Origin of the sequence: Streptomyces sp. NBC_00669, assembly GCF_036226785.1 — a bacterium.
Classification (GTDB): Bacteria; Actinomycetota; Actinomycetes; order Streptomycetales; family Streptomycetaceae; genus Actinacidiphila.
Genome location: NZ_CP109018.1, coordinates 5,925,470 through 5,951,566, shown reverse-complemented (window position 1 = coordinate 5,951,566; position 26,097 = coordinate 5,925,470). Strand labels below are relative to the sequence as shown.

Sequence of the window (26,097 nt, the reverse complement as noted above, 5' to 3'; positions counted from 1 at the left end):
CATGGGCTCCGGAGCACCGGTGTGAAAGCATCACCGGCATCGGCAGCGTGACGCCGACCGTCGTTGTCGGCCGCGAGGGCGCGGCCTCGCCGGTGGTGGGGGATGTGCGGTGCCCGCGGTACACGAAGTGCCCGCTGGTCGCGTCCGGCCGGCGCACACGGTGTGTACGGTGCGTCACGCGCGCGGCCGCCCGGGGGGACCAGGCGGCGCGACGCACGGCGTGAGAGGTCACAGCAAGTCACAGGCACCGGGTTGCAACTATGGCCGGTGCCTGACCGTCTGACATGAGGACGGTCTGAGAAGACGGTCTGAGCAGCAGACGGCGAAGACAGGATGACGGCTGGCACAGCCACCGGTGACAGTGGAGGAGTCCCCATGCGCGACGGCAGGGCGGGAGGGCCCGGATACGGGGCCGCTTCCAACCCCGGCGGCCCGGAGTGGGACCAGGGCTCCTACCACGAGGGGTACCCGCAGGACCTCCGCCAGGGCCGGCCTCCCGGCGACCCGTCGTACGCCCGCTACGAGAACGACTTCGCCCCGGCCGCGGAGCCGCCGCTGCACGACGGCGCGATACCCGGGCCGCGTTCGGCCGGGTACCCGACCGAGCGCGGCGGCGGCGCGGACGGCGCCGGCGACGGGATCGGCGACGGTTCTGGCTCCGGCGGACCGGGAGGTCCGGGCGGACCCGGCGACTCCGGCGGACCCGGCGACTCCGGCAGTTCCGGTGACGGCACCGGCCCGGCCGGTCAGGGCGGCGGCCACCGGCGCGGCGGGCGGCGCAAGGCCAAGAGCCGCAAGCGCAAGGTCATCCGCTGGGTGGCGATCGTGGTCGCGGTGGCCGTCCTCGGTTCCGCGGGCGCGGCCTACGGCTACTACGAGTACCTCGCCAGCAAGATCCGCAAGGGCGAGCGCAGCAGCGGCAAGACCACCGTCGCCAAGTCCAAGGCGAACTCGGCCGGCCAGACCCCGATGAACATCCTCATCCTGGGCTCGGACACGCGCGACGACCCCGAGGACGCGAAGCTCGGCGGCGCCGCCGACGCGGCCGGCGCCCGGGCCGACGTGATCATGATCGCGCACCTGTCGGCCGACCGCAGCAACATGTCGGTGGTCAGCATCCCGCGCGACACCCGGGTGGACATCCCCGAGTGCACCGACCCCAAGACGCACCACGTGTACGCGAAGAAGAACGCCATCATCAACGAGTCGCTCGGCCGGGGCGGCGCGGGCTGCACGCTGGCCACGGTGCAGAACCTCACCGGCCTCTACATCGACCACTGGCTGACCATCGACTTCGCCGGCGTGGTGAAGATGGCCGACGTGGTCGGCGGCGTCGAGGTCTGCGTCAAGGAGAACGTCGACGACCACCCGACCACGGCCCAGCCCGGCGGCTCGCACCTGCACCTGACCAAGGGCACCCACACCGTCAAGGGCAACCAGGCGCTCCAGTGGCTGCGCACCCGGCACGCCTTCGGCAGCGACGCGGGCCGCTCGAAGGCCCAGCACATGTACATGAGTTCGCTGATCCGCAAGCTGCGCGGCCAGGATCTCTTCACCGACCCGGCGAAGCTCAACAAGATCGCCACCACCGCGATGTCCGCGTTCGAGGTGTCCTCCGAGATCGGCACCCCGAAGAAGCTCTACGACCTCGGGATGCAGCTCAAGACGATCCCGCCGGACCGGATCACGATGGCGACCATGCCGCACATCGCCGACCCGGAGGCCCCCGACGCGCACTACCTGCCGGCGCCGAGCGCCGCCACGGTCTGGTCGCTGCTGCGCAACGACGTGGCGATGGACGCCAACGGCAAGGCGAAGACCGGCACCGCGTCGCCCAAGCCGAGCACGTCGGCGCCGTCGGGCCCGGCGGCCGAGGCCGCGGCGAGCATCCCGGTCACCGTGGTCAACGGCACCGCGGGAAGCGCGGACGGCGTGGCGACCCCCGGCCGCGCCGGTTCGATCGCCCAGACGCTCGGCACCGCCGGCTTCACCAAGGCCGAGGCGAGCCAGAACACCGCGCCCCGGGAGAGCACCGTGCTGAACTACCCGTCCAGCGGCGGCGCGCAGAGCAAGTCCGACGCGCTGTCCGTGGCGAAGGCGCTGAAGATCCCCTCGAACAACGTCAAGGCGTCCTCCGACGTGCAGACGATCACCCTGACGATCGGCTCGGACTGGAAGAGCGGCACCGACTACAGCAAGACGCTGCCGAAGGCGGGCTCCGTGCCCGACGACGCCGATGTGATCAACGGCGCCGACACCAAGGGATGCATGGACATCCTGCCGACCTACCAGTTCTGACCGCCGGCGCGGATACGGCAGCCGGTACGGATGCGGCGGCCGGCGCGGATACGGCGAGGGAAGCGGCGAGGGCCCACCGGAACTTCTCCGGTGGGCCCTCGCCGTACTGCTGTGGCGCGGCGGGCGACGGCTACACGTCGGCCGGCGCGGGGCGTGCGGGGCCGGTCACCGCGGGACGGCGGCCGGCGATGACCCGGCGGGCCAGCGAGCGCGGGCTGGTGAGGAAGCCGAAGCCCCAGCACATGTGCATGGTGGCCAGCGCGAGCGGGACCCGCAGCCGGGCGCCGACCGGCAGGCCGCGCCCGGCCGGCAGCGAACCGGCGGTGATGCCGACGACGTACGCGGCCGGAACGGCCAGGGCCCACGGGGTGAGGGCGGCGCCGACCACGATGCCGGCCGCATTGGCCAGCAGGGCCGCCGGGGCGGCGAGGTAGCGCAGGTTCACCGAGCCGCGGTGGTAGCGGGTCACCACGCGGCGCCAGCGGCCGTAGTCCCTGTACTGCCTGGCGAGGGTGCGCACGCTGGGCCGGGGCCGGTAGGAGACCCGCAGTTCGGGCGAGAACCAGATGAGGTGGCCGGCCTCGCGGATGCGGTGGTTCAGCTCCCAGTCCTGGGCGCGGACGAACTCCACGTTGTAGCCGCCCTGCCGCTCCAGCACCTCGCGGCGGAAGACGCCGAGGTAGACGGTGTCGGCGGGGGCGGCGGGCCCGCCGGTGTGGAAGGCCGCGTTGCCGACGCCGATCTTCGACGTCATGGCGGCGGCGACCGCGCGCTCCCAGTCGTTCTCGCCCTCCGCGTGCATGAGACCGCCGACGTTCGCCGCGCCGGTCTCCTCCAGCAGGCGGACGGCAGTGGCGATGTAGTCCGGCGCGAGCATGCCGTGGCCGTCGACGCGGACCACGACCGGGTGCCGGGACGCCTTGATCGCCGCGTTGAGCGCGGCGGGGGTGCGGCCGGTGGGGTTGGGCACCGTACGCACCCGGGAGTCCTCCGAGACCAGCTCCGTGGCGATCGCGTCGGTGCGGTCCGCGGACGGGCCGAGCGCGATGACGACTTCGAGCTCGCCCGGGTAGTCCTGCTCCAGGATGTGCCGGACGGAATCGCGCAGGTGACGCTCTTCGTCGAGCACCGGCATGATCACGGAGACCGCCGGGAGCGGGACGGGGGTGACGGCGTTCATCCCATCAAACGTTACCGCTAACGGGGGACACCAGCGCGTGGGGTGAGGACTGACAGTCCTATTTGTCCCTAGCCTGAACGGGTCTGTACGCAGCCGCTGTGTCGCAGTGCGTCGTCCTGCCCGCATCGCGACGGCTGCACCGCTCTGTTCGGAGGTCGCCCGTGCCGCCCACCCGAAGCCGCCAGTCGTCCTCCGCGGTCCGCCCCCCGGTCCCGGGACCGGTACCGGCGTCGGCTCCGGCGCGGGTCCCGGCACCGGCCCGCGGCGCGGCGCGGCGGCGGCCCGCGGGCGGACGGCGGCCGCGCCCGCGCCCGCCGGTCCGGCTCAGCACCCGGATCGCGGGCGGGGTGGCGCTGCTGGTGATCACCGCCAGCGGCGTCGGCCACGCGGTGGTGGCCGGGCTGAACGGCGCGATCAACCGGGTGGACGCCTTCGGCGGCATGCAGGACCGCCCGGGAGACAGCAAGGGCACCAACTTCCTGCTCGTCGGCACCGACGGCCGGGACGGCCTGAACCCGGCGGAGAAGAAGCAGTACCACCTCGGCGGCGCGCCCTGCCACTGCACGGACACGATCATGCTGGTGCACCTCTCGCAGGACCGGCAGCGCGCGAGCGTGGTGAGCATCCCCCGCGACACGTACGTGCAACTGCCGGACGTGGGGCCCGCGGCCGTACTGGCGAAGCGGCGGGGCGCCGCGCCGAACGCCAAGGCGACGGAGCCGCACGGCAGCGGTACGGCGAGATCCGGCGGCCCGACGCCCGCGGCCGCCACCGCGAGGGCCACCGCGACCGCCACCTCGGCCGGCGGGAAGCCGCTGGTCCCGACCCACCCCGCGAAGATCAACGAGGCGTACGCCGACGGCGGGCCCCAACTCACCGTCAGCACCGTCGAGAAGCTGACCGGCGTGCACATCGACCACTACCTGGAGGTCGACTTCGTCAGCTTCATGAAGACCGTGGACGTGCTCGGCGGCGTCCCGGTCTGCACCACCCGCCCACTGAAGGACTCCTACAGCGGCCTGGACCTGCCGGTGGGCACCACGACGCTCAACGGCGGGGAGGCGCTGCAGTACGTACGCTCCCGGCACATCGACGCCGACTCCGACCTCGGGCGGATGCGGCGCCAGCAGCAGTTCGTGGCCCAGGTCATCCACAAGATCACCTCGGGCGGCACCCTGGCGAACCCGATGAAGCTGGAGAAGGTGGCGGGCACCGTGCTGGGCTCGGTCCGCGCCGACGAGGGGCTGGAGCCGACCGACCTGATCTCGCTGGCCCGCAGCATGAAGGGCTTCACCTCCGACGCCTCGGAGTTCGAGTCGGTGCCGCTGAGCAACCTGAACTACAACGTGCCCGGCGTCGGTTCCACGGTGAAGTGGGACACCGACAAGGCCGGCAAGCTGTGGGCGGCGATCCGCGCCGACCAGCCGCTGACGGCGCACCACGCCGCGTCGGGGTCGTCGAGGCACTCCGGATCGTCCGGCTCCTCCGGGTCTTCCGGGCCCTCCGGTGCGGAGGGCGCGACGTCGGGCGCCTCCTCCGCCAATGCGGTCAAGGTCGATGTCGCCCCCGGCTCCATCAGCGTGCAGGTCGCGAACGCCACCGGGGTGAACGGCCTGGCCGGCACCGCGCAGAAGGCGCTGCACGCGACCGGCTTCGCCACCCCGGGGCTGCCCGTCACCGCCGACCGGCACGCCCAGCACACCACCATCCGGTACGACCCCCGGTGGGACCGCTCGGCGAAGTCGCTGGCCGCCGCGCTGCCCGGCGCGCGACTGGTCCAGGCGAAGGGGCAGGGTCCGGTGATGCGGGTCACCCTCGGCATGGACTTCAAGGGCCGCACGGTGCGGCCGGTGACCACGCAGGCGCCGAAGCCCGCGTCGCAGCCAGCGTCGCAGCCCGCGGGCAGCGGGCAGACCAGCGACGTGGTGGGCTGCTGACCCGTCGCCGAGCGGCCTGCCCGGCTGCCGCTGTCCGTCCGGCTGCCGCTGTCCGTCCGGCCGGAGCTGTCCGTCCCGCTGCCGCTGTCCGTCTCGCTGCCGCTTGTCCGTCCGGCCGGAGCTGTCCGTCCTGCTGCCGCTGTCCGTCTCGCTGCCGCTTGTCCGTCCGGCCGGCGCTACCCGTCCAGGCCCTCCGCGGCCCGCTCGCGGCGCAGCTCCAGGATCGCCCGGCGACGGGCCAGCCGGTGGGTGCGGCGGATCTGGGCCTCCTGCCAGCGGCCCCGGTCCCGGTCGGTCTCGGGGAGCAGCGGCGGCACCGGCCGCGGCTTGCCGTCGGCGTCGACGGCCACGAAGACCAGGTAGGCGCTGGCGACCTGCTCGCCGGGGCCGGCCTGGTTCCACCGCTCGGCAACCACCCGTACCCCGACCTCCATGGAGGTCTTCCCGGTCCAGTTCACCTGGGCCTTGACCTTGAGCAGGTCGCCGACCCTGACCGGTGCGAGGAAGGCCATCTCGTCCATGGCGCCGGTCACCGCCGGGCCCTCGGAGTGCCGGCCCGCGACGGCGCCCGCCGCGTCGTCCACCAGTTTCATCACGACGCCGCCGTGCACGGTGCCCAGCAGGTTCGTGTCATGGGCGCTCATGATGTGCGAGAGCATGATGCGGGAAGCGGAGGTGGGCTTGCCCGGGAGGACCGGGACCTGCGGGGTGGGCAGCGGTTCCGGGGCGGCGGATGAGTCGATCACGTCCCCCACTGTAAGTCCGCCGTGAAATGTGTCGCGGTCCTGTATGCGTCTGTCGCGGATGTGCTGCGGCCGGTGGCCGAATGCATCGGATCTGCTACAGAACCGCCGGTGATTGCGGGTCCCCCGCCGGGTCCGGGCACACTGGCGGACATGAACGGTAGGAGCGATGACACCGAGCGGCGCAGGCTCGCCGAGCCTCCGCTGCCCCCAGAACTGTCGCCGCGCCGTGCCGCCGCTGCCCACGGCGGGGTCCCGCCGCAGCAGGCGCGGCGGCCGCAGCCGAGCCCGCAGCCGGGCGGCGGCTCCGGTGACGGCTACGGGCCGCCGAGCACAGGCGGGCCGGGCGGGCGCGGACCGCGCGGACCGCGCTGGAGCACCCGCAAGAAGCTCGGCTACACCGCGCTCGGCCTGGTCGTGGTGCTGCTCGTGGTGTCGGTCTCCACGTACTTCTGGGCCGACTCCAAGGTGCGCCGCCAGGTGGACCTGAGCGCCATCAACAACGAGCAGGGCGCGCCCGCCAAGGGCAAGGGCACCAACTACCTGATCGTCGGCTCCGACAGCCGCGAGGGTCTGTCCAAGGCCCAGGAGAAGGAGCTGCACACCGGCTCCGACTCCGGCCAGCGCACCGACTCGATGATGATCCTGCACACCGGCAGCAACGGCACCACCATGCTGAGCCTGCCGCGCGACTCCTACGTGACGATCCCGTCGTTCTACGGCAAGGAGACCAAGAAGCAGTACCCGGCCTCCACGCACAAGCTCAACAAGGCGTACGCGGACGGCGGCCCGGAGCTGCTGACCCGTACCGTCGAGCACGACACGGGCATCCACATCGACCACTACGCGGAGATCGGCTTCTCCGGCTTCGTGAACCTGGTCAACGCCCTCGGCGGGGTGCAGCTGTGCCTGGACTCGCCGTTGAAGGACAAGGCGTCGGGCGCGGACCTCAAGAAGGGCTGCCAGAAGGTCAACGGCAAGGAGTCCCTCGCCTACGTCCGCGAGCGGCACCAGGAGGCGGACCAGGACCTGGGCCGGATGAAGCACCAGCAGCAGTTCCTCGCCACGCTGGCGCACCAGGCGGCGTCGCCGTCCACCATCCTCAACCCGTTCAAGCTCTACCCGGTGATCGGCTCCGGCCTGGACACCCTGGTGGTGGACAAGAACATGAGCCTGCTCGACCTGGCGCACATGTTCTTCGCGATGAAGAGCGTCAGCGGCGGCAAGGGCAACCAGCTGACGGTGCCGATAGCCAACGCCAACTACCAGACCGGGGACGGCGACTCGGTGCTGTGGGACAAGACGAAGGCGGGCCGGCTCTTCAGCGAGCTGCAGCAGGACCAGAAGGTCAGCGCAGGCTGACCGGACCGCACTCCCGCGCACCGCGCACCGCGGCCCCGGCTCCCGCCAGGCGGGGGCCGGGGCCGCGGTCGTTCACTGGGCGACGGGCATCCCGGTCGCCGCCGGCACCCACTGGTCGAGCTCGTTGCGCCAGTAGCGCGCGACGTTCAGCCGGGTCGGCTTCTCCTGGCCGGGGAGCAGGAACTTCAGCGAGCTCCACATCGTGTTGCGGTGGACCTCGCTGATCAGGCGGGCCGCCTCCTGCCGCGGTATCGCCGCCACGAGTTCCTTGGGGCGAGCGCTCATCCGGCTCGCCTTGTGGAAGACCACGGCCTGCTCGGTGACCGTGACGAAGTAGTACTTCACGAACAGTGTGCCCATGGCACCGATGGCAGCGATCAGCCACGGGCTCGGACCGGTCTGGACGTGGATCGTGGCGATCGGCCGGTCGCCCGGATTGATCTCCGCGATGGCCTGCGCCACCTGCTCCTGCATGGTGGACTTGCGAATGGCCATGACGTGCCCCCATTTTTTGGACGTGCTGACATGCGACGACGCCGCCACCGGCGAACCGGCGGCGGCGTCGCAGCGTACCGTCCTCGAAGCTGTCGGGGACATGCTGGGAACGTCGTCGAGACGAACCCGTGACGAGCCCGAGGGTCAGTGGCGCGCGGAAGCCGCGCGACGGCGCAGACCGAAGACGGCGCCACCGCCGACGACCACCAGGGCACCCGCGATGCCCGCGATCATCCCGGTGTTGCTGCCGCCACCGGTCTCGGCGAGGTTGCCGCTGGGCGACGGGGAGCTGGTGTCGGCCACGGCGGCGGCCGACGTGCTGGCCGCGGCGGTCGGGCTGGCGGACGGCGCCTCGCTGGTCGGCGAGTTCGACGGCACGGAGCTCGCCGGGGTCGTCGGGGAGTCCGACGGGGAGGCGGTCGGGGTGCTGCTGGCGCCGCACTCGGTGTTCGGCAGCGTGACGCCGTTGCCGACGGCCTGGTTGTCGAAGTACTTCGCGACGGACGCGAGCACCTGGTAGTGCGTGCCGGCGGCCCACGGGACCGAGATGGTGAAGTCACCACTGCGGTCGTTGTACTGCTGCTGGGCGACCTGCTTGCCGCTGTCGTCCTTGACCGTGATCGTGACCGGACGGGTGCCGTCGGTGTCGTGGACCGTGATGACACCGGCGCGGTTCGGCTGGTCGCAGGTGACGGAACCGGTGAACGAGAAGTCACGGATGTTGCAAGCTGACGCGGTGCCTGCGACGCCCAGCGCGAGAGCGGCTGCGGCGGAGGCAACGCCTACGGAACGCACCGTGAGAGAGGTGCGGCGGGATATGGACACGTTTGCCCTTCACAGATTCGGAGCAGAAGCGCGGATGGCCATCCAGCGAGTGGCGTACGCCCCCCGTCGCTGCTGATGGCCCACACAGCTCTACAAGTGTCTGCGGTTGCTTGTCAATTGATCGCAAACCGCCCGCTAAACCTTTCCAACCACCCAAAGTTCGCCCAGCCGGTCACGGCTCCGTCCGCGTTTATTACAGAGTTGAGACGTAGCGGAACCGCGCGCGCCGGACCCCGGCTTCGACATCGCGCCGCAATTGCACCCGGAGCCCCGGGGGCCACGGTCGGTGTCGACGGCCGCGGCCGGGGGCCGCCGGGTTCAGCCCTTGAGGAGCTGACGGGCCATCACGATGCGTTGGACCTGGTTGGTGCCCTCGTAGATCTGGGTGATCTTGGCGTCGCGCATCATGCGTTCGACGGGGTAGTCGCGGGTGTAGCCGTAGCCGCCGAGCAGTTGGACGGCGTCGGTGGTGATCTCCATGGCGGCGTCGGAGGCGTAGCACTTGGCGGCGGCGCCGAAGAAGGTCAGGTCGGGGTCGGAGCGTTCGGACTTGGCGGCGGCGGCGTAGGTGAGCTGGCGGGCGGCTTCCAGTTTCATGGCCATGTCGGCGAGCATGAACTGGATGCCCTGGAACTCGGCGATGGCCTTGCCGAACTGCTTGCGTTCCTGGACGTATCCCTTGGCGTAGTCCAGGGCGCCCTGGGCGATGCCCAGGGCCTGGGCGGCGATGGTGACGCGGGTGTGGTCCAGGGTCTTCATCGCGGTGGCGAAGCCGGTGCCCTCCGCGCCGATCATCCGGTCGGCGGGGATGCGGACGTTGTCGAAGTAGACCTCGCGGGTCGGGGAGCCCTTGATGCCGAGCTTCTTCTCCGGGGCGCCGAAGGACACGCCCTCGTCGTCCTTCTCGACCACGAACGCGGAGATGCCCTTGGAGCGCTTGTCGGGGTCGGTCACGGCCATCACCGTGTAGAACTGCGAGACACCCGCGTTGGTGATCCAGCGCTTGACGCCGTTGAGGACGAATCCGTCGCCGTCGCGTACCGCGCGGGTCTTCATCCCCGCCGCGTCCGAACCCGCCTCCGGCTCCGACAGCGCGTAGGAGAACATGCCCTCCTTACGCGCCAGCGCTCCCAGGTACTTCGCCTTCAGCTCCTCCGACCCCGACAGCTGCACCGGCATCGACCCCAGCTTGTTGACCGCCGGGATCAGCGAGGACGACGCGCACACCCGCGCCACCTCCTCGATCACGATCACCGTCGACAACGCGTCCGCCCCCGAACCGTCGTACGCCTCAGGGACATGGATCGCGTGCAGGTCGTTCGCCTCCAGCGCGTCCCGCGCCTCCTGCGGGAAACGGCCCTGCTCATCGACCTCCGCGGCGAACGGCGCGATCTTCGCCTCGGCCAGCGACCGGACGGCGTCGCGGAGCATCTCATGCTCCTCGGAGGTCCGGAACAGGTCGAAGTCGGCTGCTGCGGCCATGAAGTCTCACTCCCGAGTGTGTTCGCTACCGTTCAGTAACCCCGTCACCCTACGGTCGCGGGAGGGCGGGTGCCAACGGGCCCGCGCGGGTGATCCTTGCCCTCGCGTGACGTCGGCGACACCCGGGCCGGGCGGATCAGGACACGTTCTTGCCGAGCGTGTCGACGCCGTCGGCGGTCGCCATGTAGTGCGCCATGGTGTCGTTGCGCATCGCCTCCCACAGCTCGGCCGAGGCGTTGGCGTCGAGCAGCACCACCGACTGCTTGTCGATGGTGTCGAAGCCCGCGACCGGCGCGTTCATGAACGACATGTCCTTCGAGCGCACCCCGTGCATGTTCCACACCAGGTCGCGCAGGTCGCCGTCGGAGAGCTTGTCGTCGAAGCTGACCACCGAGGTGACCTGGTCGAGGGCGCGCTTGAGCTTGAGCGGGTTGGTGAAGGTGCCGGTGGAGAGCATCTTGGCGAGCACCGCGCGCAGGAAGTTCTGCTGGCGGTGGGTGCGGTCGAGGTCGCCGCGCGGCAGGCCGTAGCGCTCGCGGACGTAGTCCAGCGCCTCGGCGCCGTCCATGTGGTGGGTGCCGGCGGTCCACACCCCGCCGGGGCCGTTGCGGCGCGAGACGGTCTTGTCGACGGTGATGTCCACCCCGCCGATCGCGTCGGTGAGCTTCTTGAACCCGCTCCAGTCGATCACCATCAGGTGGTCGATCCTCACCTTGGTCATGCGCTGCACGGTGTCGATCAGCAGCGGCGGACCGCCCCAGGAGAAGGCGGCGTTCAGCTTGGCCTTGCCGTGACCGGGGATGCTCACCCAGGAGTCGCGGGGCAGCGAGACGACGTACGCGTTCTTGTGGTTCGCGGGTATGTGCACCAGCATCATCGTGTCGCTGCGCTGGGCGCCGGGCTTCCACTCCGGGGCCTTGGCGCCCTTGCCGGTGGTGGGCAGGTCGGACCGCGCGTCCAGGCCGACCAGCAGGAAGGTCTGGCTGCCGCCCTTGGACGGCTGCGGCAGCGCGGACTCCGGCACATCGGTGGGGAAGGCGTTGGGGATGCGCTGCACCCGGCCGGTGTAGTGGTGGTACGCCCAGTAGCCGGTGCCGACGATCAGCAGGACGCCGGCGCACAGCAGGCTCAGGGCGGCGTAGAGCACCCGGCGGGTACGGCGCCGGCGCCGGGAGCGACGGTCGGGTAAGGGGCCGGGGGCGAGGGCGGCGGGTCCGGGTCCGGGTTCGGGTTCGGCAGGTGCCTCTTCGGCGCGCGCGGCTTGAGCGGGTACGGCCTCTGCGGGTACGGCTTCATCGCATGCGGGGCCCGCGGGCTCGTCCGGAGGGCCGGCCGGACCCTCGTCACCCTCGTTCGTGCCGTCCGCTCCACCCTCGTCCGCCATGGACGCACCCCCACCCCGGTAGACCTGTGGCCCTATGCACGCATTGTGTCCCTCTGGCCCTGTCCCCACGCTGGATTCGGCCCAGCCGGTGCCGACTATGCTTCGGCGCATGCCTCTGAAGCTCACCGTCATCGGCACCGGTTACCTCGGCGCCACCCATGCCGCCGCCATGGCCGAGCTGGGATTCGAGGTGCTCGGCCTCGACATCGACGAGGGCAAGGTCGCCATGCTGGCGCAGGGCCGGGTGCCGATGTACGAGCCGGGCCTGGAGGACCTGCTGGCCAAGCACGTGGCCGGGATCGACGGCTCCAGCGGACGGCTGCGCTTCACCACCTCGTGGCAGGAGGTGGCCGACTTCGGCGACGTGCACTTCGTCTGCGTCAACACCCCGCAGAAGCACGGCGAGTACGGCTGCGACATGAGCCACGTGGACAGCGCTCTCTCCCTGCTCGCCCCGCATCTGCGGCGGCCCGCGCTGGTGGTGGGCAAGTCCACGGTGCCGGTGGGCAGCGCGGCCCGGCTGGCCGGGATGCTGAGCGACCTGGCGCCGGCCGGTGAGGACGTCGAGCTGGCCTGGAACCCCGAGTTCCTGCGGGAGGGCTTCGCGGTGCAGGACACCCTGCACCCGGACCGGATCGTGGTCGGCGTGGCGAGCGAGCACGCGGAGTCACTCCTGCGGGAGGTTTACGCCGGGCCGCTCGCAGAAGAGACGCCGTTCATCGTCGCGGACTACCCGACGGCCGAGTTGGTGAAGACCGCGGCGAACGCCTTCCTCGCCACCAAGATCTCCTTCATCAACGCCATGGCCGAGGTGTGCGAGGCCGCCGGCGGCGACGTCGCGGTGCTCGCCCGGGCCATAGGGCACGACGACCGGATCGGCCACAAGTTCCTGCGGGCCGGGATCGGCTTCGGCGGCGGCTGCCTGCCCAAGGACATCCGCGCGTTCATGGCCCGGGCCGGCGAGTTGGGCGCCGACCAGGCGCTGACCTTCCTGCGCGAGGTCGACTCGGTGAACATGCGGCGCCGCACCCACATGGTGGACTGGGCCCGCGAGGCGCTGGGCGGGAGCTTCCTCGGCCGCCGGATCGCGGTGCTCGGCGCCGCGTTCAAGCCCGACTCCGACGACGTGCGCGACTCTCCCGCCCTCAACGTGGCGGGCCAGATCCACCTCCAGGGCGGCCAGGTCACCGTCTACGACCCCAAGGGCATGGAGAACGCCCGGCGGCTCTTCCCGACCCTCGGCTACGCCCCCAGCGCCGTGGACGCGGTCCGGGGCGCCGACATCGTCCTGCACCTCACCGAGTGGCGGGAGTTCCGCGAGCTGGACCCGGCGCGGCTGGCCGAGGTGGCCGGGCAGCGGCACATCCTCGACGGGCGCAACGCGCTCGACGCCGAGCTGTGGCGGAAGGCCGGCTGGACCTACCGCGCGATGGGCCGCCCGAACGCGTAGCGCGACCAGGTCCGGTAAGGCCCGGCCTCCAGGAGCGCGGGCCTTACCGGACTCCAGGGCGCGCGGGTCCGTACGCACGAACACGCGTCGCCGACCCGCGGCGCCCGCCGGTCACTTCCTGCTGCGGTACGCCCGCATCTTCGCCCGGCTGCCGCAGATCGCCATCGAGCACCAGCGACTGCGGCCCGCCGGGCTGCGGTCGTAGTAGACCCAGCGGCAGGTGTCCGCGGCGCACGCCTTCATCCGCTGCCAGGTGCCGTCCGCGGCGGCCGCGGCGATCACCGCTGCCACCCGCGCGGTGAGGGCGGCGACACCGCCGGGCGCGGGCGCCGGGAGCACCGTGGCGGCGCCCAGCGGGTCGATCGCGAGCCGCAGCGGGGCGGCGGCCAGCAACCCGTCGAGCGCGGCCAGCGAGTCCGGGGGCATGTCGGTGCCCGCGTGCGCGGAGCAGACGTCCCGCAGCGCCTCCCGGAGCACCAGCACCGCGTCGAGTCCGGCCCGGTCGAAACCCTCGGGGCCCGGGTCGACACCGCGCCCGCGCACCCAGGCGGTCAGCGCCTCGGGGCTGTCCAGCTCGTCCGCCTCGTCCTCCAGGTCAACGGTGTTGACCAGGTCCTGCACCAGCCGCAGCGGCTCGGGTGCGGCATGACGGTCTCCGGGCTGTTCCACCCTCGCAACGTTACTGCCGAATCACCCTTGCGTCGTTACCACTGCTCCCCCATCATGGAGTAACTGTTACCGGCATAGGCCGTTCACAGGTAACGCAGCCCGCGCAGGTGCGCACGCGACGCCTTCCGGGTACCCGCCCACCTCCAAGGAGCCCGCATGATCGGCACCCTCGGCGCTGTCGTCCTCGACTGCCCCGACCCCGTCTCGCTCGCCGCCTTCTACGCGGAACTGGTCGGCGGCACCGTCGACGCCGAGGACAAGACCTGGGTCGACCTCAACCGCGAGGGCGGCCAGCGGCTGTCCTTCCAATTCGCCCCCGACCACCGGCCGCCGGCCTGGCCCGACCCCGAGCGGCCCCAGCAGTTCCACCTCGACATCGCCGTGCCGCGCGCGGAGTTCGACGCGGCCGAGCGGCATGTGCTCGGCCTGGGCGCGGCCTTGCTGGAGGGCGACCAGGACGGGGCGCGCAACTGGCGGGTGTACGCGGACCCGGCGGGGCACCCCTTCTGCCTGTGCGCCTGCTGACCCGGTAGCCCTCCGGGCGGGCCCGCCCGGAGGAGGGGAGTCCGCCACCTCCGGGCGGGCGGCGCGCGGGTCCGGCCGACGCCAGGACGTGTCCCATCCGTGGCCTGCGCGTATCCCCGCCGTATCCCGGCCCCGCGATGCTGCCCCAGGGGGGGCCGCCCGGTCGCGCCCGACAGGCGGCGACAAGCGGGGCGGGGGCGAGGGCGATGCTGCGGACGCCGGCCAGGACCCGGCTGCGGCCGCGCACCCGCGCGCGCACCCGGACCGCGACCGACGCCGAGCCCGGCCCCGGCACAGAGCCCGGCGCGGCCCCGGACACCTCCCCGGCCCCGGACGCCGCCAGCGGCCCCCGCAGGCCCGCCCAGGCGCCCCTGTGGCGGCGCCTGCCGCTGCGCACCCTCGCCGGACTCGTGCCCGCGGTCCTGGTGGCCGTGTGGGTGGCCCTGCACCGCTCCTTGATGGCGTCGGGCCTGCACGACATGGTCGACGCCGACCCCGGCTGGCTGCTGGCCGCGCTCGCGGGCACCGGGCTCGGCTACGTCGCCAACGCCGTCGCCCGCCAGGGCACCGTCCTGGAGCCCCTGCCGCGCGGCCGGCTGCTGGCCACCCAGTTCGCCGCGACCGCCGCCGGCCAGCTCGCCCCCGCCGGGCTCGGCGCCAGCGCGGTCAACCTCCGTTTCCTGCGCGTCAACGGCGTGCCGCTGGCCCGCTCCACGGCCGCCCTGGCGCTGTACTCGCTGGCCGAGTCCGCCTGCCGCGTGGGCCTGTTGCTGGTGCTGCTCGCCGCCTACCCGCACGCCCTGCACGCCGGGGGCCTGCTGCCGGACGGAACCGGCGTCCTGCTGCTGGCCGCGGCGGCGGCCGCCACCGTGACCGCCGCCGTCCTCACCCTGGTGCTGGTCCGGCCGCTGCGGCGCGCGGTGGCCGGCTTCGTCAGCGCCGCGCTCGCCGACGCCCGCGCCCTGCACGCCCGGCCCGGCCGCGTGCTGGCCCTGTGGGGCGGCTCGCTGGTCTTCCCGCTGCTCCAGGCGTGCTCGATGGCCGCGGTCGCGCGGGCGCTCGGCCTGCCGGTCGCGCCGGTGCACGTGGCGCTCGCCTACCTCGCCGCCACCTGCGCGGCCGCCCTGGTGCCCACCCCCGGCGGAATCGGCTCGGTCGACGCCGCCCTCGCGCTCGCCCTGGTCGCCGCCGGCTCCCCCACCGAGACCGCCGCGTCGGCGGTGCTCGCGTTCCGGATCACCAGCGTCTGGCTGCCGCTGCTGCCCGCGACCTTGACGCTCAGCGCACTGATCCGCCGCAAGGTGCTGTGACCGGCGGTCGAACGGGGTCTGCGTACCACCGGGCCGGTACGGTCCGGCGCGGACTACCATCAAGCCCATGACCCGCGTACTTCTCGCCGAGGACGACGCATCCATCTCGGAACCGCTCGCACGCGCCCTGCGCCGCGAGGGGTACGAGGTCGAGGTGCGCGAGGACGGACCCACCGCATTGGAGACCGCGCTGCTCGGCGCTGTCGACCTGGTGGTGCTCGACCTGGGCCTGCCCGGCATGGACGGTCTCGACGTATGCCGCCGTATCCGCACGGAGGGCCACACCTTCCCGGTGCTGGTGCTCACCGCCCGGGCCGACGAGGTGGACACCGTGGTCGGCCTGGACGCCGGCGCCGACGACTACGTCACCAAGCCGTTCCGCCTCGCCGAACTGCTCGCCCGGGTCCGCGCCCTGCTGCGGCGCGGCACCACCGAGCCCGCCCAGCCCTCCACCCACGGGGTGCGGATCGACGTCGAGTCGCACCGCGCCTGGATGGGCGACGACGAACTCCAGCTCACCGCCAAGGAGTTCGACCTGCTGCGGGTGCTGGTCAGGGACGCCGGCCGGGTGGTCACCCGCGAGCAGCTGATGCGCGAGGTGTGGGACACCACCTGGTGGTCGTCGACCAAGACCCTGGACATGCACATCTCGTGGCTGCGCAAGAAGCTCGGCGACGACGCGGCCAACCCGCGCTACATCGCCACCGTCCGCGGGGTCGGCTTCCGCTTCGAGAAGAACTGACCCGCCCGCTCGATGCGCCGCCGCCTGATCTCCTCCACGCTGGCCGTGGTGCTCGTGGTGATCGCCGTCTTCGGCATCTCCCTGGTCATCGTGGAGGCCAGGACCATCCAGAGCAGCGCCCAGGACGGCGTGCAGTCCGAGGCGGTCCGGCTCACCGGGATCGTGGAGAACCGCATCCTGGCCGGTGAGTCGGTCGACGCCAAGGGCCTGGACCGGCAGATCGCCGACAACCGGTACGCGACCGTCCGGGTGCCCGGCCACCCCGAGGTCCGGCTCGGCGACCGCCCCTCGGGCGCCGTCCTGAAGTCGACCCAGCGCGGCGACCACGGCGAGTCCGTCACCGTCGAGGAGGCGCGCTCCACGGTCAGCCGGCAGATCGGCCGCACCCTGCTGGTGATCCTCGCGGTGGCGCTGCTCGCGGTGCTGGCCGCGGTCGCCCTCGCGGTGCGCCAGGCCCGGCGGCTGGCCAGCCCGCTCACCGACCTCGCCGAGACCGCGGAACGCCTCGGCTCCGGCGACCCGCGGCCCCGGCACCGCCGCTACGGAGTGCCGGAACTCGACCGGATCGCGGACGTCCTGGACGCCAGCGCCGAGCGGATCGGCCGGATGCTCACCGCCGAGCGGCGGCTCGCCGCCGACGCCTCGCACCAGTTGCGCACCCCGCTGACCGCGCTGTCGATGCGGCTGGAGGAGATCGTGGCCACCGCCGACGACCACGAGGCGGTGAAGGAGGAGGCGGCCATCGCGCTCGGCCAGGTCGAGCGCCTCACCGACGTCGTCCAGCGGCTGCTGACCAACTCGCGCGACCCGCGCAGCGGTTCCGCGGTCGACTTCGACCTCGACGAGGTGATCCGGCAGCAGATCGAGGAGTGGCGGCCCGCCTACCAGAGCGAGGGGCGCGCCGTGCAGCTGTCCGGCGCCCGCGGGCTGCGCGCGGTCGGTACGCCGGGCGCGGTGGCGCAGGTGCTCGCCACCCTGATCGAGAACTCGCTGATGCACGGCGCGGGCACCCTCGCCCTGCACACCCGGGTGACCGGCAACCAGGCGGTGGTCGAGGTCTCGGACGACGGCTCGGGGGTGCCGCCGGACCTGGGCGCCCGGGTCTTCGAACGTACGGTCAGCGGCCGCAACTCCACCGGCCTCGGCCTCGCGGTGGCCCGCGACCTCGCCGAGGCGGACGGCGGACGGCTGGAACTGCTCCAGCAGCGGCCGCCGGTCTTCGCGCTGTTCCTGGCCCAGGAGATCACCCCGCCGCCCCCGCGCGAGCAGGTCATCGGCTAGCCGAGCAGACCCCCGCCGATCCGGTCATCGCCCAGCAGGTCATCGCCCAGCGGGTCATCGGCTAGCCGATCCGGTCGGCGGCCTGCCGCTTCCGCTTGCCGGCCTTCTCCGCCTCCGCGCGCTCGGCCGCGGTGAGAAAGGACTCCGCCTGCTCCACCGCCTCGCGGGCCGGCAGCGTGCGGAACACCCAGGTGCGGTACGACCAGAACCGGAAGAGCGTGGCCACCCCGATACCGGCGAACTTGAACACGTTGCTCTGCAACTGGGTGTCCCAGCCGAAGCCGTAGGTCGCGGTGTAGAGCACGCCGTTCTCGATCACCAGGCCGATGGCGCTGAAGAACAGGAAGAGGCTGAGCTCCTTGGTGCGGCCCGCCCGGTCCCGGTCGCGGTAGGTGAAGTACCGGAAGCCGACGTAGTTGAAGACGATCGACACCATGGTGGCGACGATGCTGGCCCGTACCGTCTGCAACCCGCTGTTGTGCCTGACCAGGTTGAACACGCCGATGTTGACCAGCACACCCGCCGCGCCGACCACACCGAACTTGGCGATCTCGCGGTACAGCAGGGCCAGCTTCGAACGCAGTGCGCGCAGTCCGCTCATGGTGTCCGTGGGGCCTGTCTGTCGGGGTCTGGTTGCTCGGCTTCCTGCTGGGGTCGGAGTGCCGGGGGCGGCGTACCGACCACAGCCTAGTCGCCTCGCAGGGGAAGACGGCCGTCGAAGGCGGTGAGTTCCGTCCGGCGCCCGGCGGATATCCTGGACAGTGCCCAGCCCCGTACCACCGGCAGGACACACATCGTGACATTCCCCGTAGTCGGCATGGTCGGCGGCGGCCAGCTCGCCCGCATGACCCACGAAGCGGGTATCCCGCTCGGCATCCGGTTCCGGCTGCTCAGCGACACCCCCCAGGACTCCGCCGCCCAGGTGGTGGCCGACGTGACCGTCGGTGACTACCGGGACCTCGACACCCTGCGTGCCTTCGCCGCGGGCTGCGACGTGATCACCTTCGACCACGAACAGGTGCCCACCGAGCACCTGCGCGCCCTGGAGGCCGACGGCATCGCGGTGCGGCCCGGCCCCGACGCCCTGGTGCACGCCCAGGACAAGGCGGTCATGCGCCGCCGGCTCGCCGAGATCGGCGTGCCCTGCCCGCGCAACCGGGTCGTGGCCGACCCCGACGACGTGGTGCGGTTCGCCGAGGAGGGCGCCGGGTTCCCGGTCGTGCTGAAGACCGCCCGCGGCGGATACGACGGCAAGGGCGTGTGGATCGTCCGGTCCGGGGCCGAGGCCGCCGAGCCGTTCAAGGCCGGGGTGCCGGTGCTCGCCGAGGAGAAGGTGGACTTCGTCCGGGAGCTGGCCGCCAACGTGGTGCGCTCGCCGCACGGCCAGGCGGTGGCGTACCCGGTGGTCGAGTCGATCCAGGTGGACGGCGTCTGCGACACCGTGATCGCCCCCGCGCCCGGGCTGCCGGACGAGCTGTCCACGAGCGCCCAGCGGCTGGCGCTGACCATCGCCCACGAGCTGGGCGTGGTCGGGCACCTGGCGGTCGAGCTGTTCGAGGTGCGCGGGCCCGACGGCACCCCGGCGGTGCTCGTCAACGAACTCGCGATGCGCCCGCACAACAGCGGCCACTGGACCATGGACGGCGCGGCCACCTCGCAGTTCGCCAACCACCTGCGCGCCGTGCTCGACCTGCCGCTCGGCGACCCGCGCCCCCGCGCGCCCTGGACGGTGATGGCCAACGTCCTGGGCGGCGACTACCCCGACATGTACCCGGCGTACCTGCATTGCATGGCCCGCGACCCGGGCCTGAAGATCCACATGTACGGCAAGGACGTGAAGCCCGGCCGCAAGGTCGGCCATGTCAACACCTACGGCGACGACCTGGCCGACGTGCGCGAGCGCGCGAGCCACGCGGCCGGCTACCTGCGAGGAACCATCGATGAGTGAAGCGCCGTCCCCCCTCGTCGGCATCGTGATGGGCTCCGACTCCGACTGGCCGGTGATGGAGGCCGCCGCCGAGGCGCTGGACGAGTTCTCGGTGCCCTACGAGGTCGACGTCGTCTCCGCGCACCGGATGGTGCACGAGATGGTCGCCTACGGCGAGCAGGCCGCCGACCGCGGCCTCAAGGCGCTGATCGCGGGCGCGGGCGGCGCCGCCCACCTGCCGGGCATGCTCGCCGCCGTCACCCCGCTGCCGGTCATCGGCGTGCCGGTGCCGCTGAAGTACCTGGACGGCATGGACTCGCTGCTGTCGATCGTGCAGATGCCGGCCGGCGTCCCGGTCGCCACGGTGTCGGTGGCCGGCGCGCGCAACGCCGGGCTGCTGGCCGTCCGCATCCTGGCCGCCCATGACACGCAGTTGCGCACCCGGATGAGCGAGTTCCAGACGTCGCTGACCGAGCAGGCGACGGAGAAGGGCAACCGGCTGCGTGCGAAGGTGAAGGGGACCGCGGGCTTCGGCTTCGCCCGGTAGCCGCGCGGACCGACGACCCGTCGCGGTGCGCGCCCCCAGGGTGCGCGCCGCCGCACGCACCTGGAGTACTGCCGTGGACCGCCTCCTCGACCGCGCCCGTGACCTGCTGGCCGCCCACCCCGTGGTGGACGGCCACAACGACCTTCCGTGGGCGCTGCGCGAGCAGGTCGCGTACGACCTGGACCGGTTCGACCTGGCCGCCGACCAGACCGCCCGCACCCACACCGACCTGCCGCGGCTGCGGGCCGGCGGGGTGGGCGCGCAGTTCTGGTCGGTGTACGTGTCGGTGTCGCTCAAGGGCGGCGCGGCGCTCACCGCGACCCTCGAACAGATCGACGTGGTGCACCGGCTGGCCGAGCGCTACCCCGACGACCTGTACCTGGCGACCAGCGCCGACGGCATGGAGGCCGCGCGCGCCTCGGGCCGGATCGCCTCCCTGATGGGCGCCGAGGGCGGGCACTCCATCGACTGCTCGCTGGCCGCGCTGCGCGCCCTGTACGCGCTGGGCGTGCGGTACATGACGCTCACCCACAACGACAACACCCCCTGGGCGGACTCCGCGACCGACGAGCCCGCCGCGCACGGGCTGACCGCCTTCGGCGAGGAGGTGGTCCGCGAGATGAACCGGCTGGGCATGCTGGTGGACCTCTCGCACGTCTCCGCCGACACCATGCGCGCCGCGCTGCGGGTGGCGCAGGCGCCGGTGCTGTTCTCGCACTCCTCGTCCCGCGCCGTCTGCGACCACCCGCGGAACATCCCCGACGACGTGCTCGCGCTGCTGCCCGGCAACGGCGGCGTGGCGATGGCCACGTTCGTGCCGAAGTTCATCCTGCCGGCCGCGATCGAGTGGACCCTGGAGGCGGACGCGAACATGCGCGCCCACGGCCTGCACCCGCTGGACACCACCCCGGCCGGCATGGACGTGCAGCACGCCTTCGAGGCCGCGCACCCCCGTCCGACCGCCACCGCGGCCACGGTCGCCGACCACCTCGACCACATGCGCGAGGTGGCCGGCGTCGACCACCTCGGCATCGGCGGCGACTACGACGGCACCGCCTTCACCCCCACCGACCTCTCCGACGTGGCCGGCTACCCGCACCTGATCGCCGAACTGCTCGACCGCAACTGGTCCGACGCCGACATCGCCAAGCTCACCTGGCACAACGCGGTACGGGTGCTGCGCGACGCGGAGTCGGCGGCGGCCGGGCTGCGCGCCGAGCGGGGGCCGTCGGCGGCGACGATCGGGCAGCTCGACGGCTGACCCCGCGACCCACGACCCACGACCCACGGGACGGCGCGGAGAGCGGCGAAGGCCGGCAGGCGCGGCCGTCGGGCCGGCGGGAGCGTCGGAGCGCTCCCCTGCGCCGCTCCGACGCCCCCGTCCGCACCTGTCCGCACCTGTCCGCACCCGCGCGTTCCGCCCGTTCAGGCGCCGCTCACGCCAGCGGCCAGGGGCGGGCCACCGCGCCGAGCCGGTTCCAGGCGTTGATCACGGTGATCGTCCACAGCAGCTCGGCCAGTTCGGTGGGGCCGAAGTGCTCCGCCGCCTCGTCCACGACGGCGTCGGGCACCGGGCCGTCGGTCAGGCGGGTGGCCGCCTCGGTCAGCGCGAGGGCGGCCCGTTCGCGGGCGGTGAAGAACGGCGTCTCCCGCCAGACCGCGAGCGCGTGGAGCCGCTGCTCGCTCTCGCCGCCCGAGCGGGCGTCCTTGGTGTGGGTGTCGACGCAGTAGGCGCAGCCGTTGAGTTGCGAGGCGCGGGTCCGGACGAGTTCGAGCAGCGGGGCCTCCAGGCCGACCTTGCGGGAGGCGGCGTCCAGGGCGTTCATGGCGCGGTTGATGTGCGGGGCGAGGGTGTCGACGGCGAACCGGACCGGCGGCACGACGCGGGCGTCGGCCGCGCTGCCGCTCCCGGCAGCGGAGTCGGTGGCGGGAGCCGCGTCGGTGGCGGGCTCGGTGGTCTTCGCGGTGCTGGTGTCGTTGCTCATAGGGCGAACCTAGGGCCGGAATGGACCGCGGATAAGATCCATTTCCATGCGCGAATCCTGGCCCACTTCGACGGGTGCCGCAGGTGTGGACCTGCACCTCGACCTGCCGACCGGCCCGGGGCAGGGCGGCCGCCGCGCCGCGCTGGAGCGGGCGCTGCGGGACGCGGTCCGCGACGGCCGGCTCGCCCCGGGCGCGCGCCTGCCGTCCACCCGCCGGCTCGCCGCCGACACCGGGGTGGCGCGCGGCACCGTCAAGGCCGCGTACGACCAGCTCGTGGCCGAGGGCTACCTCGACGCGCGGCAGGGCTCGGGCACCGTGGTCGCCGACCGGCCCGGACCGCCGGCCGCGCACCCGGGCGACGGCGGCGGCCCCGCCCCCGTCCCCCGCCACGACCTGCGGCCCGGCAGCCCCGACGTGACCTCCTTCCCCACCGCCGCCTGGATGCGGGCGACCCGGCGGGCCCTGGGCGCGGCTCCCTCGGCCGCGTACGACTACGGCGACCCGCGCGGCCGGATCGAGCTGCGGACGGCGCTGGCGGAGTACCTGGGGCGGACCCGCGGGGTGGTCGCGGAGCCCGGGCGGATCATCGTCACCTCGGGATACGTCCAGGCGCTCGCGCTGCTGGTGCGGGTCACGGCGCGCACGGTCGCCATGGAGGACCCGGGGCTGCCCTTCCACCGCGAGGTGGTCCGGCGGGCCGGCGGCCGGGTAGTCCCGCTGCCCACCGACGAGCGCGGCGCGCGCACCCACCGGCTCGCCACGGGCGCGGGCGCGGTGGACGCGGTCGTGGTCACCCCCGCGCACCAGTACCCGACGGGCGTGACCTTGCACCCCTCGCGCCGCCACGCGCTGACCGCCTGGGCCCGGGAGACCGGCGGCCTGGTGGTCGAGGACGACTACGACGGGGAGTTCCGGTACGACCGCCAGCCGGTGGGCGCCCTCCAGGGCACCGCGCCCGACCACGTGGTGTACGTCGGCACCGCCTCCAAGACGCTCGGCCCGGCGCTGCGGCTGGGCTGGATGGTCCTTCCGCCGCGGTTGGTGGCGCCGGTCGCCGAGGAGAAGCTGCACAGCGACTTCCACACCGGCGCGCTGGGCCAGCTCACCCTCGCCGAGCTGATCCGCGACCACGGCTACGACCGCCAGGTGCGGGCCGGCCGGCTGCGCTACCGCCGGCGCCGCGACCTGCTGGTGGCACGGCTGCGGCGGGCGTACGGCACGGGGCCCGAAGGCGGCGAGGGCGGGCCGTACGGCCTGGACGGGATCGCTGCGGGCCTGCACGCCCTGCTGACCCTGCCGCCGGGCGAACCGGCGGAGGCCCAGATCCGGCGGCGCGCGGCGCGGCTGGGGCTGGCGGTGGGCACGCTGGGCGACCACTGGCACGAGAACGACGGACCGCACGAGGGCGGCCCGCCCGAACAGGGGCCCGCGCACACGTCAGCGGCGGCGGACCGCCCGCAAGGTCTGATCATCGGATACGGCACGCCGGGCGAGGGGGCGTACCCGGCGGCGCTGGACGCGCTCATGGCCGCGCTGACCAGGCCGTAGCGCGGCCGCACCCCGGGCGCGGCCGCGGTCGGGCCCAGCGTTCCGTCCTTGCCCCCGCCCGCGGCGGCGCGCGGACGACTACTGCGGAGCCGCCAGCTCCGCCCACACGGTCTTGCCCGGGCGCTCACCGTCGCGGACCACGCCCCAGTCCAGGCAGAGCCGCTGCACGATGAACATGCCGTGGCCGCCGGGACGGCCCGCGCGGTGCGGGGAGCGCGGCGCGGGCTCGCCGCTGCCGCCGTCGACGACCTCCAGGCGCAGCGCCTTGCCGTTGCGCAGCAGTCGCAGCTCCTCGGGCCCCCCGGCGTGCAGGCACGCGTTGGTGACCAGTTCGGAGACGACCAGCAGGACGTCCTCGGCGGCGGCCTTGCGGTCGGCGGTGGACCCGGGCAGCCAGCCCCAGTCGCGCAGCGCCTGGCGGGTGAAGTCCCTGGCGCGCGGCACGATCCCGCTCTCCCCGGAAAGCGCCAGCCGCCGTACCGGCTCCGGCGCCCGCAGATCCACGTCCGACTCGCTCTCGCCGTCGCCGTCGCCCGCGTCGGGCGCGTGGTCACCCGCGGCGTACGGCCGGGTGGTGCTCATCTTGGCCTCACCTCACGGATGTCCGGCTGGGTCCGAACTGTCTTCTGCCCGGTCGATCTCCGGGAACACGCGCCACAGGCGACCAATGCGCGTGCGATCCGGCTGGTTCCTCTCATGCAGCTTGCCCCCGTCCCCGACCCCGCTACTCCTGGAGTGCCTGGTCGAGCGTTTCGTGCACGGTGAACACCGCGTCTGCGCCGGTGATCTCGAATACCCGTGCGACCGTCGGCCGCATGGCTGCCAGGTGCACCGTGCCCCCACGCGCCTCGACCTGGAGCCGCGCCCCGAGCAGGACGTTGAGCCCGGTGGAGTCGCAGAACTCCAGGCCCGAGCAGTCCACCACCAGACGGATCGCGCCCCCGTCGACGGCCGCGGTCATCGGCTCGGCGAGGAGGTCGGCGGTGTGGTGGTCGAGCTCTCCCGACGGGGTGAAAACGGTACTGCTGCCCTGCTGCCCCACCTCGACGTGCAGCCGGCCGAGACCGGCGGTGCCCACCGCCTCCTGGTCCATCTGCTCTCCCTCGCTGCGTCCCTGGTCACACACCCTGCGCCCCCGGGTGACGCGAGCCCGACCCTACGCGTTCCCGGGTGCGTGCGGTAGTCGATCCGGCAAGCCCCCGGACTTGCGGGACACCGCCGGATGGCGGTAGGGCTGAAGTACGGCAGAGGAAAGACACCCGCGCCGCAAGAGAGGGATGAGCGCATGACACCCCGGCTCGGCCCGGATCAGGACCAGGAGCGACAGGGGGGCTTCCCCGCCCGCTGGGAGGGGATGCTCGGCGAGGAGACGCACGAGGCGGCACACATCGGCCACGAACACGCCGGTCCTGACCACGGCGAGGACGACGGCGAGCACGCCCACGCCGACGTCGAACACCACGGCCTCGAACACCACGGCCTCGAACTCGACGATCTGCCCGAGATCCCGCCCTACGACGAGATCGGCCCGGTGGACGCGCGGGCGCTGTCCAAGACGCTCTTCGGCCGCCTCCAGTCCCTGGAGGAGGGCACCGGCGAGTACAGCTACGTCCGCAACACGCTCGTCGAGCTGAACCTCGCGCTGGTGAAGTTCGCCGCCTCCCGGTTCCGCAGCCGCAGCGAGCCGATGGAGGACATCGTCCAGGTCGGCACGATCGGCCTGATCAAGGCGATCGACCGGTTCGAGCTGGCCCGCGGGGTAGAGTTCCCGACCTTCGCGATGCCCACCATCGTCGGCGAGATCAAGCGGTTCTTCCGCGACACCTCGTGGTCGGTGCGGGTGCCGCGGCGGCTCCAGGAGCTGCGGCTGGACCTCGCCAAGGCCGGCGACGAGCTGGCCCAGCAGCTCGACCGCAGCCCGACGGTGCGCGAACTGGCCGACCGGCTCGACCTGCCCGACCACGAGGTGATCGAGGGCATGGCGGCGAGCAACGCGTACACCGCCAGCTCGCTGGACGCCCAGCCCACCGAGGACGACCCCGAGGGCGCGCTCGCCGACCGGATCGGCTACGAGGACCACGACCTCGAAGGCGTCGAGTACATCGAGTCGCTGAGGCCGCTGATCGCCAAGCTGCCGGCCCGGGACCGGACCATCCTCTCGCTGCGCTTCGTCGGCAACCTCACCCAGTCCGAGATCGGCGAGGAGCTGGGCATCTCCCAGATGCACGTCTCCCGCCTGCTCAGCCGCACCCTCGCCCGGCTGCGCCGCGGCCTGCTGGTCGAGGACTAGGCCGTGTTTTGGAAGTCCCGCCTGGCCCGTGGCGCCTGGCACGCACGCTCGCTTCGTTGTCGGGCTTGTCCGAGTAGGCCCACTACGAGGACAACCCTCCGCCTTGCGATCGCACG

Annotated in this window: 24 protein-coding genes; 13 read left to right on the top strand and 11 right to left on the bottom strand. The window is 72.8% G+C overall.

From position 1 onward, the window contains the following. Positions 1-375 precede the first annotated feature (375 nt). Positions 376-2,298 (top strand): LCP family protein, encoded by a 1,923-nt coding sequence (locus OG896_RS25215; RefSeq protein WP_329368975.1) that lies wholly within the window; start codon positions 376-378, stop codon positions 2,296-2,298. A 130-nt stretch (positions 2,299-2,428) separates the two neighbouring features. On the opposite strand, the gene OG896_RS25210 is transcribed toward OG896_RS25215, so the two are convergent. After that, a complete protein-coding gene (locus tag OG896_RS25210) occupies positions 2,429-3,478 on the bottom strand; it encodes a glycosyltransferase family 2 protein (protein WP_329368973.1) in 1,050 nt (349 codons plus the stop codon). 440 nt (positions 3,479-3,918) lie between these two features. Between OG896_RS25210 and OG896_RS25205 the strand changes: the two genes are divergently transcribed. Then, on the top strand, positions 3,919-5,415 hold the full coding sequence (locus tag OG896_RS25205; RefSeq protein WP_443057268.1) for an LCP family protein: 1,497 nt from the start codon (positions 3,919-3,921) through the stop codon (positions 5,413-5,415). 176 nt (positions 5,416-5,591) lie between these two features. Here the strand turns inward: OG896_RS25205 and OG896_RS25200 are convergent, their stop codons facing one another. After that, positions 5,592-6,074, bottom strand: a complete 483-nt coding sequence (locus tag OG896_RS25200) for an acyl-CoA thioesterase (protein WP_328474139.1) — start codon at positions 6,072-6,074, stop codon at positions 5,592-5,594. Positions 6,075-6,311: 237 nt separating this feature from the next. On the opposite strand from OG896_RS25200, the gene OG896_RS25195 reads away from it, so the two are divergent. Next, positions 6,312-7,520, top strand: coding sequence for an LCP family protein (locus tag OG896_RS25195; protein ID WP_329368971.1), 1,209 nt, complete (start codon positions 6,312-6,314; stop codon positions 7,518-7,520). Between the two features lie 72 nt (positions 7,521-7,592). Here the strand turns inward: OG896_RS25195 and OG896_RS25190 are convergent, their stop codons facing one another. From OG896_RS25190 to OG896_RS25175, 4 genes are all read right to left on the bottom strand, one after another. Continuing rightward, the gene (locus OG896_RS25190; RefSeq protein WP_329368969.1) at positions 7,593-8,015 is read right to left on the bottom strand and encodes a hypothetical protein; all 423 of its coding nucleotides are present in this window, start codon (positions 8,013-8,015) and stop codon (positions 7,593-7,595) included. Positions 8,016-8,159: 144 nt separating this feature from the next. Next, on the bottom strand, positions 8,160-8,810 hold the full coding sequence (locus tag OG896_RS25185) for an LAETG motif-containing sortase-dependent surface protein (protein ID WP_329368966.1): 651 nt from the start codon (positions 8,808-8,810) through the stop codon (positions 8,160-8,162). A gap of 348 nt (positions 8,811-9,158) precedes the next feature. Then, entirely contained in the window at positions 9,159-10,322 is a 1,164-nt protein-coding gene (locus OG896_RS25180) for an acyl-CoA dehydrogenase family protein (RefSeq protein ID WP_329368965.1), read from the bottom strand. Between the two features lie 136 nt (positions 10,323-10,458). Further along, positions 10,459-11,706: an LCP family protein gene (locus OG896_RS25175; protein WP_329368963.1), complete on the bottom strand. Its 1,248-nt coding sequence runs from the start codon at positions 11,704-11,706 to the stop codon at positions 10,459-10,461. A 109-nt stretch (positions 11,707-11,815) separates the two neighbouring features. Here OG896_RS25175 and OG896_RS25170 point away from each other — a divergent pair, with 109 nt between their 5' ends. Next, on the top strand, positions 11,816-13,156 hold the full coding sequence (locus tag OG896_RS25170; RefSeq protein WP_329368962.1) for a UDP-glucose dehydrogenase family protein: 1,341 nt from the start codon (positions 11,816-11,818) through the stop codon (positions 13,154-13,156). 111 nt (positions 13,157-13,267) lie between these two features. On the opposite strand, the gene OG896_RS25165 is transcribed toward OG896_RS25170, so the two are convergent. After that, a complete protein-coding gene (locus OG896_RS25165) occupies positions 13,268-13,825 on the bottom strand; it encodes a CGNR zinc finger domain-containing protein (RefSeq protein ID WP_329368960.1) in 558 nt (185 codons plus the stop codon). A gap of 156 nt (positions 13,826-13,981) precedes the next feature. On the opposite strand from OG896_RS25165, the gene OG896_RS25160 reads away from it, so the two are divergent. The 4 genes from OG896_RS25160 (at position 13,982) to OG896_RS25145 (ending at position 17,683) form a co-directional block, all read left to right on the top strand. Then, on the top strand, positions 13,982-14,350 hold the full coding sequence (locus OG896_RS25160; protein WP_329368958.1) for a VOC family protein: 369 nt from the start codon (positions 13,982-13,984) through the stop codon (positions 14,348-14,350). A gap of 206 nt (positions 14,351-14,556) precedes the next feature. After that, a complete protein-coding gene (locus OG896_RS25155; RefSeq protein WP_329368956.1) occupies positions 14,557-15,660 on the top strand; it encodes a lysylphosphatidylglycerol synthase transmembrane domain-containing protein in 1,104 nt (367 codons plus the stop codon). 67 nt (positions 15,661-15,727) lie between these two features. Next, positions 15,728-16,402, top strand: coding sequence for a response regulator transcription factor (locus OG896_RS25150; protein WP_093784848.1), 675 nt, complete (start codon positions 15,728-15,730; stop codon positions 16,400-16,402). A 12-nt stretch (positions 16,403-16,414) separates the two neighbouring features. Next, on the top strand, positions 16,415-17,683 hold the full coding sequence (locus OG896_RS25145; protein WP_329368952.1) for an ATP-binding protein: 1,269 nt from the start codon (positions 16,415-16,417) through the stop codon (positions 17,681-17,683). A 61-nt stretch (positions 17,684-17,744) separates the two neighbouring features. Here the strand turns inward: OG896_RS25145 and OG896_RS25140 are convergent, their stop codons facing one another. Next, positions 17,745-18,284, bottom strand: coding sequence for a GtrA family protein (locus OG896_RS25140; RefSeq protein WP_329368950.1), 540 nt, complete (start codon positions 18,282-18,284; stop codon positions 17,745-17,747). 216 nt (positions 18,285-18,500) lie between these two features. Here OG896_RS25140 and OG896_RS25135 point away from each other — a divergent pair, with 216 nt between their 5' ends. The 3 genes from OG896_RS25135 (at position 18,501) to OG896_RS25125 (ending at position 21,418) form a co-directional block, all read left to right on the top strand. Then, positions 18,501-19,631, top strand: coding sequence for a 5-(carboxyamino)imidazole ribonucleotide synthase (locus OG896_RS25135; RefSeq protein WP_402451080.1), 1,131 nt, complete (start codon positions 18,501-18,503; stop codon positions 19,629-19,631). Further along, positions 19,624-20,157 (top strand): 5-(carboxyamino)imidazole ribonucleotide mutase, encoded by a 534-nt coding sequence (purE, locus tag OG896_RS25130; protein WP_329368948.1) that lies wholly within the window; start codon positions 19,624-19,626, stop codon positions 20,155-20,157. Before OG896_RS25135 ends, purE begins: the two co-directional genes overlap by 8 nt. Before the next feature lie 73 nt (positions 20,158-20,230). After that, positions 20,231-21,418 (top strand): dipeptidase, encoded by a 1,188-nt coding sequence (locus OG896_RS25125; protein WP_329368946.1) that lies wholly within the window; start codon positions 20,231-20,233, stop codon positions 21,416-21,418. 175 nt (positions 21,419-21,593) lie between these two features. Here OG896_RS25125 and OG896_RS25120 read toward each other — a convergent pair whose 3' ends face one another. Continuing rightward, positions 21,594-22,142, bottom strand: a complete 549-nt coding sequence (locus OG896_RS25120; RefSeq protein WP_329368944.1) for a carboxymuconolactone decarboxylase family protein — start codon at positions 22,140-22,142, stop codon at positions 21,594-21,596. A 46-nt stretch (positions 22,143-22,188) separates the two neighbouring features. Here OG896_RS25120 and pdxR point away from each other — a divergent pair, with 46 nt between their 5' ends. Next, positions 22,189-23,691 (top strand): MocR-like pyridoxine biosynthesis transcription factor PdxR, encoded by a 1,503-nt coding sequence (gene pdxR, locus OG896_RS25115; RefSeq protein WP_329368942.1) that lies wholly within the window; start codon positions 22,189-22,191, stop codon positions 23,689-23,691. A 78-nt stretch (positions 23,692-23,769) separates the two neighbouring features. On the opposite strand, the gene OG896_RS25110 is transcribed toward pdxR, so the two are convergent. Together OG896_RS25110 and OG896_RS25105 are read right to left on the bottom strand one after the other, a co-directional pair. Next, a complete protein-coding gene (locus OG896_RS25110; RefSeq protein ID WP_328464739.1) occupies positions 23,770-24,273 on the bottom strand; it encodes an ATP-binding protein in 504 nt (167 codons plus the stop codon). Between the two features lie 142 nt (positions 24,274-24,415). After that, positions 24,416-24,784 (bottom strand): STAS domain-containing protein, encoded by a 369-nt coding sequence (locus OG896_RS25105; protein ID WP_329368940.1) that lies wholly within the window; start codon positions 24,782-24,784, stop codon positions 24,416-24,418. Positions 24,785-25,045: 261 nt separating this feature from the next. Between OG896_RS25105 and OG896_RS25100 the strand changes: the two genes are divergently transcribed. After that, entirely contained in the window at positions 25,046-25,981 is a 936-nt protein-coding gene (locus OG896_RS25100) for a SigB/SigF/SigG family RNA polymerase sigma factor (protein ID WP_443057267.1), read from the top strand. Positions 25,982-26,097: the final 116 nt, after the last annotated feature.

Excerpts from the sequence above, each read along its gene's own strand:
- OG896_RS25215 (WP_329368975.1), top strand. The coding sequence starts at position 376 with ATGCGCGACGGCAGGGCGGGAGGGCCCGGATACGGGGCCGCTTCCAAC.
- OG896_RS25210 (WP_329368973.1), bottom strand. The coding sequence starts at position 3,478 with ATGAACGCCGTCACCCCCGTCCCGCTCCCGGCGGTCTCCGTGATCATG.
- OG896_RS25205 (WP_443057268.1), top strand. The coding sequence starts at position 3,919 with ATGCAGGACCGCCCGGGAGACAGCAAGGGCACCAACTTCCTGCTCGTC.
- OG896_RS25200 (WP_328474139.1), bottom strand. The coding sequence starts at position 6,074 with ATGCTCTCGCACATCATGAGCGCCCATGACACGAACCTGCTGGGCACC.
- OG896_RS25195 (WP_329368971.1), top strand. The coding sequence starts at position 6,312 with ATGAACGGTAGGAGCGATGACACCGAGCGGCGCAGGCTCGCCGAGCCT.
- OG896_RS25190 (WP_329368969.1), bottom strand. The coding sequence starts at position 8,015 with ATGGCCATTCGCAAGTCCACCATGCAGGAGCAGGTGGCGCAGGCCATC.
- OG896_RS25180 (WP_329368965.1), bottom strand. The coding sequence starts at position 10,322 with ATGGCCGCAGCAGCCGACTTCGACCTGTTCCGGACCTCCGAGGAGCAT.
- OG896_RS25175 (WP_329368963.1), bottom strand. The coding sequence starts at position 11,706 with ATGGCGGACGAGGGTGGAGCGGACGGCACGAACGAGGGTGACGAGGGT.
- OG896_RS25170 (WP_329368962.1), top strand. The coding sequence starts at position 11,816 with ATGCCTCTGAAGCTCACCGTCATCGGCACCGGTTACCTCGGCGCCACC.
- OG896_RS25160 (WP_329368958.1), top strand. The coding sequence starts at position 13,982 with ATGATCGGCACCCTCGGCGCTGTCGTCCTCGACTGCCCCGACCCCGTC.
- OG896_RS25155 (WP_329368956.1), top strand. The coding sequence starts at position 14,557 with ATGCTGCGGACGCCGGCCAGGACCCGGCTGCGGCCGCGCACCCGCGCG.
- OG896_RS25150 (WP_093784848.1), top strand. The coding sequence starts at position 15,728 with ATGACCCGCGTACTTCTCGCCGAGGACGACGCATCCATCTCGGAACCG.
- OG896_RS25145 (WP_329368952.1), top strand. The coding sequence starts at position 16,415 with ATGCGCCGCCGCCTGATCTCCTCCACGCTGGCCGTGGTGCTCGTGGTG.
- OG896_RS25140 (WP_329368950.1), bottom strand. The coding sequence starts at position 18,284 with ATGAGCGGACTGCGCGCACTGCGTTCGAAGCTGGCCCTGCTGTACCGC.
- OG896_RS25135 (WP_402451080.1), top strand. The coding sequence starts at position 18,501 with ATGGTCGGCGGCGGCCAGCTCGCCCGCATGACCCACGAAGCGGGTATC.
- purE (WP_329368948.1), top strand. The coding sequence starts at position 19,624 with ATGAGTGAAGCGCCGTCCCCCCTCGTCGGCATCGTGATGGGCTCCGAC.
- OG896_RS25120 (WP_329368944.1), bottom strand. The coding sequence starts at position 22,142 with ATGAGCAACGACACCAGCACCGCGAAGACCACCGAGCCCGCCACCGAC.
- pdxR (WP_329368942.1), top strand. The coding sequence starts at position 22,189 with ATGCGCGAATCCTGGCCCACTTCGACGGGTGCCGCAGGTGTGGACCTG.
- OG896_RS25110 (WP_328464739.1), bottom strand. The coding sequence starts at position 24,273 with ATGAGCACCACCCGGCCGTACGCCGCGGGTGACCACGCGCCCGACGCG.
- OG896_RS25105 (WP_329368940.1), bottom strand. The coding sequence starts at position 24,784 with ATGGACCAGGAGGCGGTGGGCACCGCCGGTCTCGGCCGGCTGCACGTC.
- OG896_RS25100 (WP_443057267.1), top strand. The coding sequence starts at position 25,046 with ATGCTCGGCGAGGAGACGCACGAGGCGGCACACATCGGCCACGAACAC.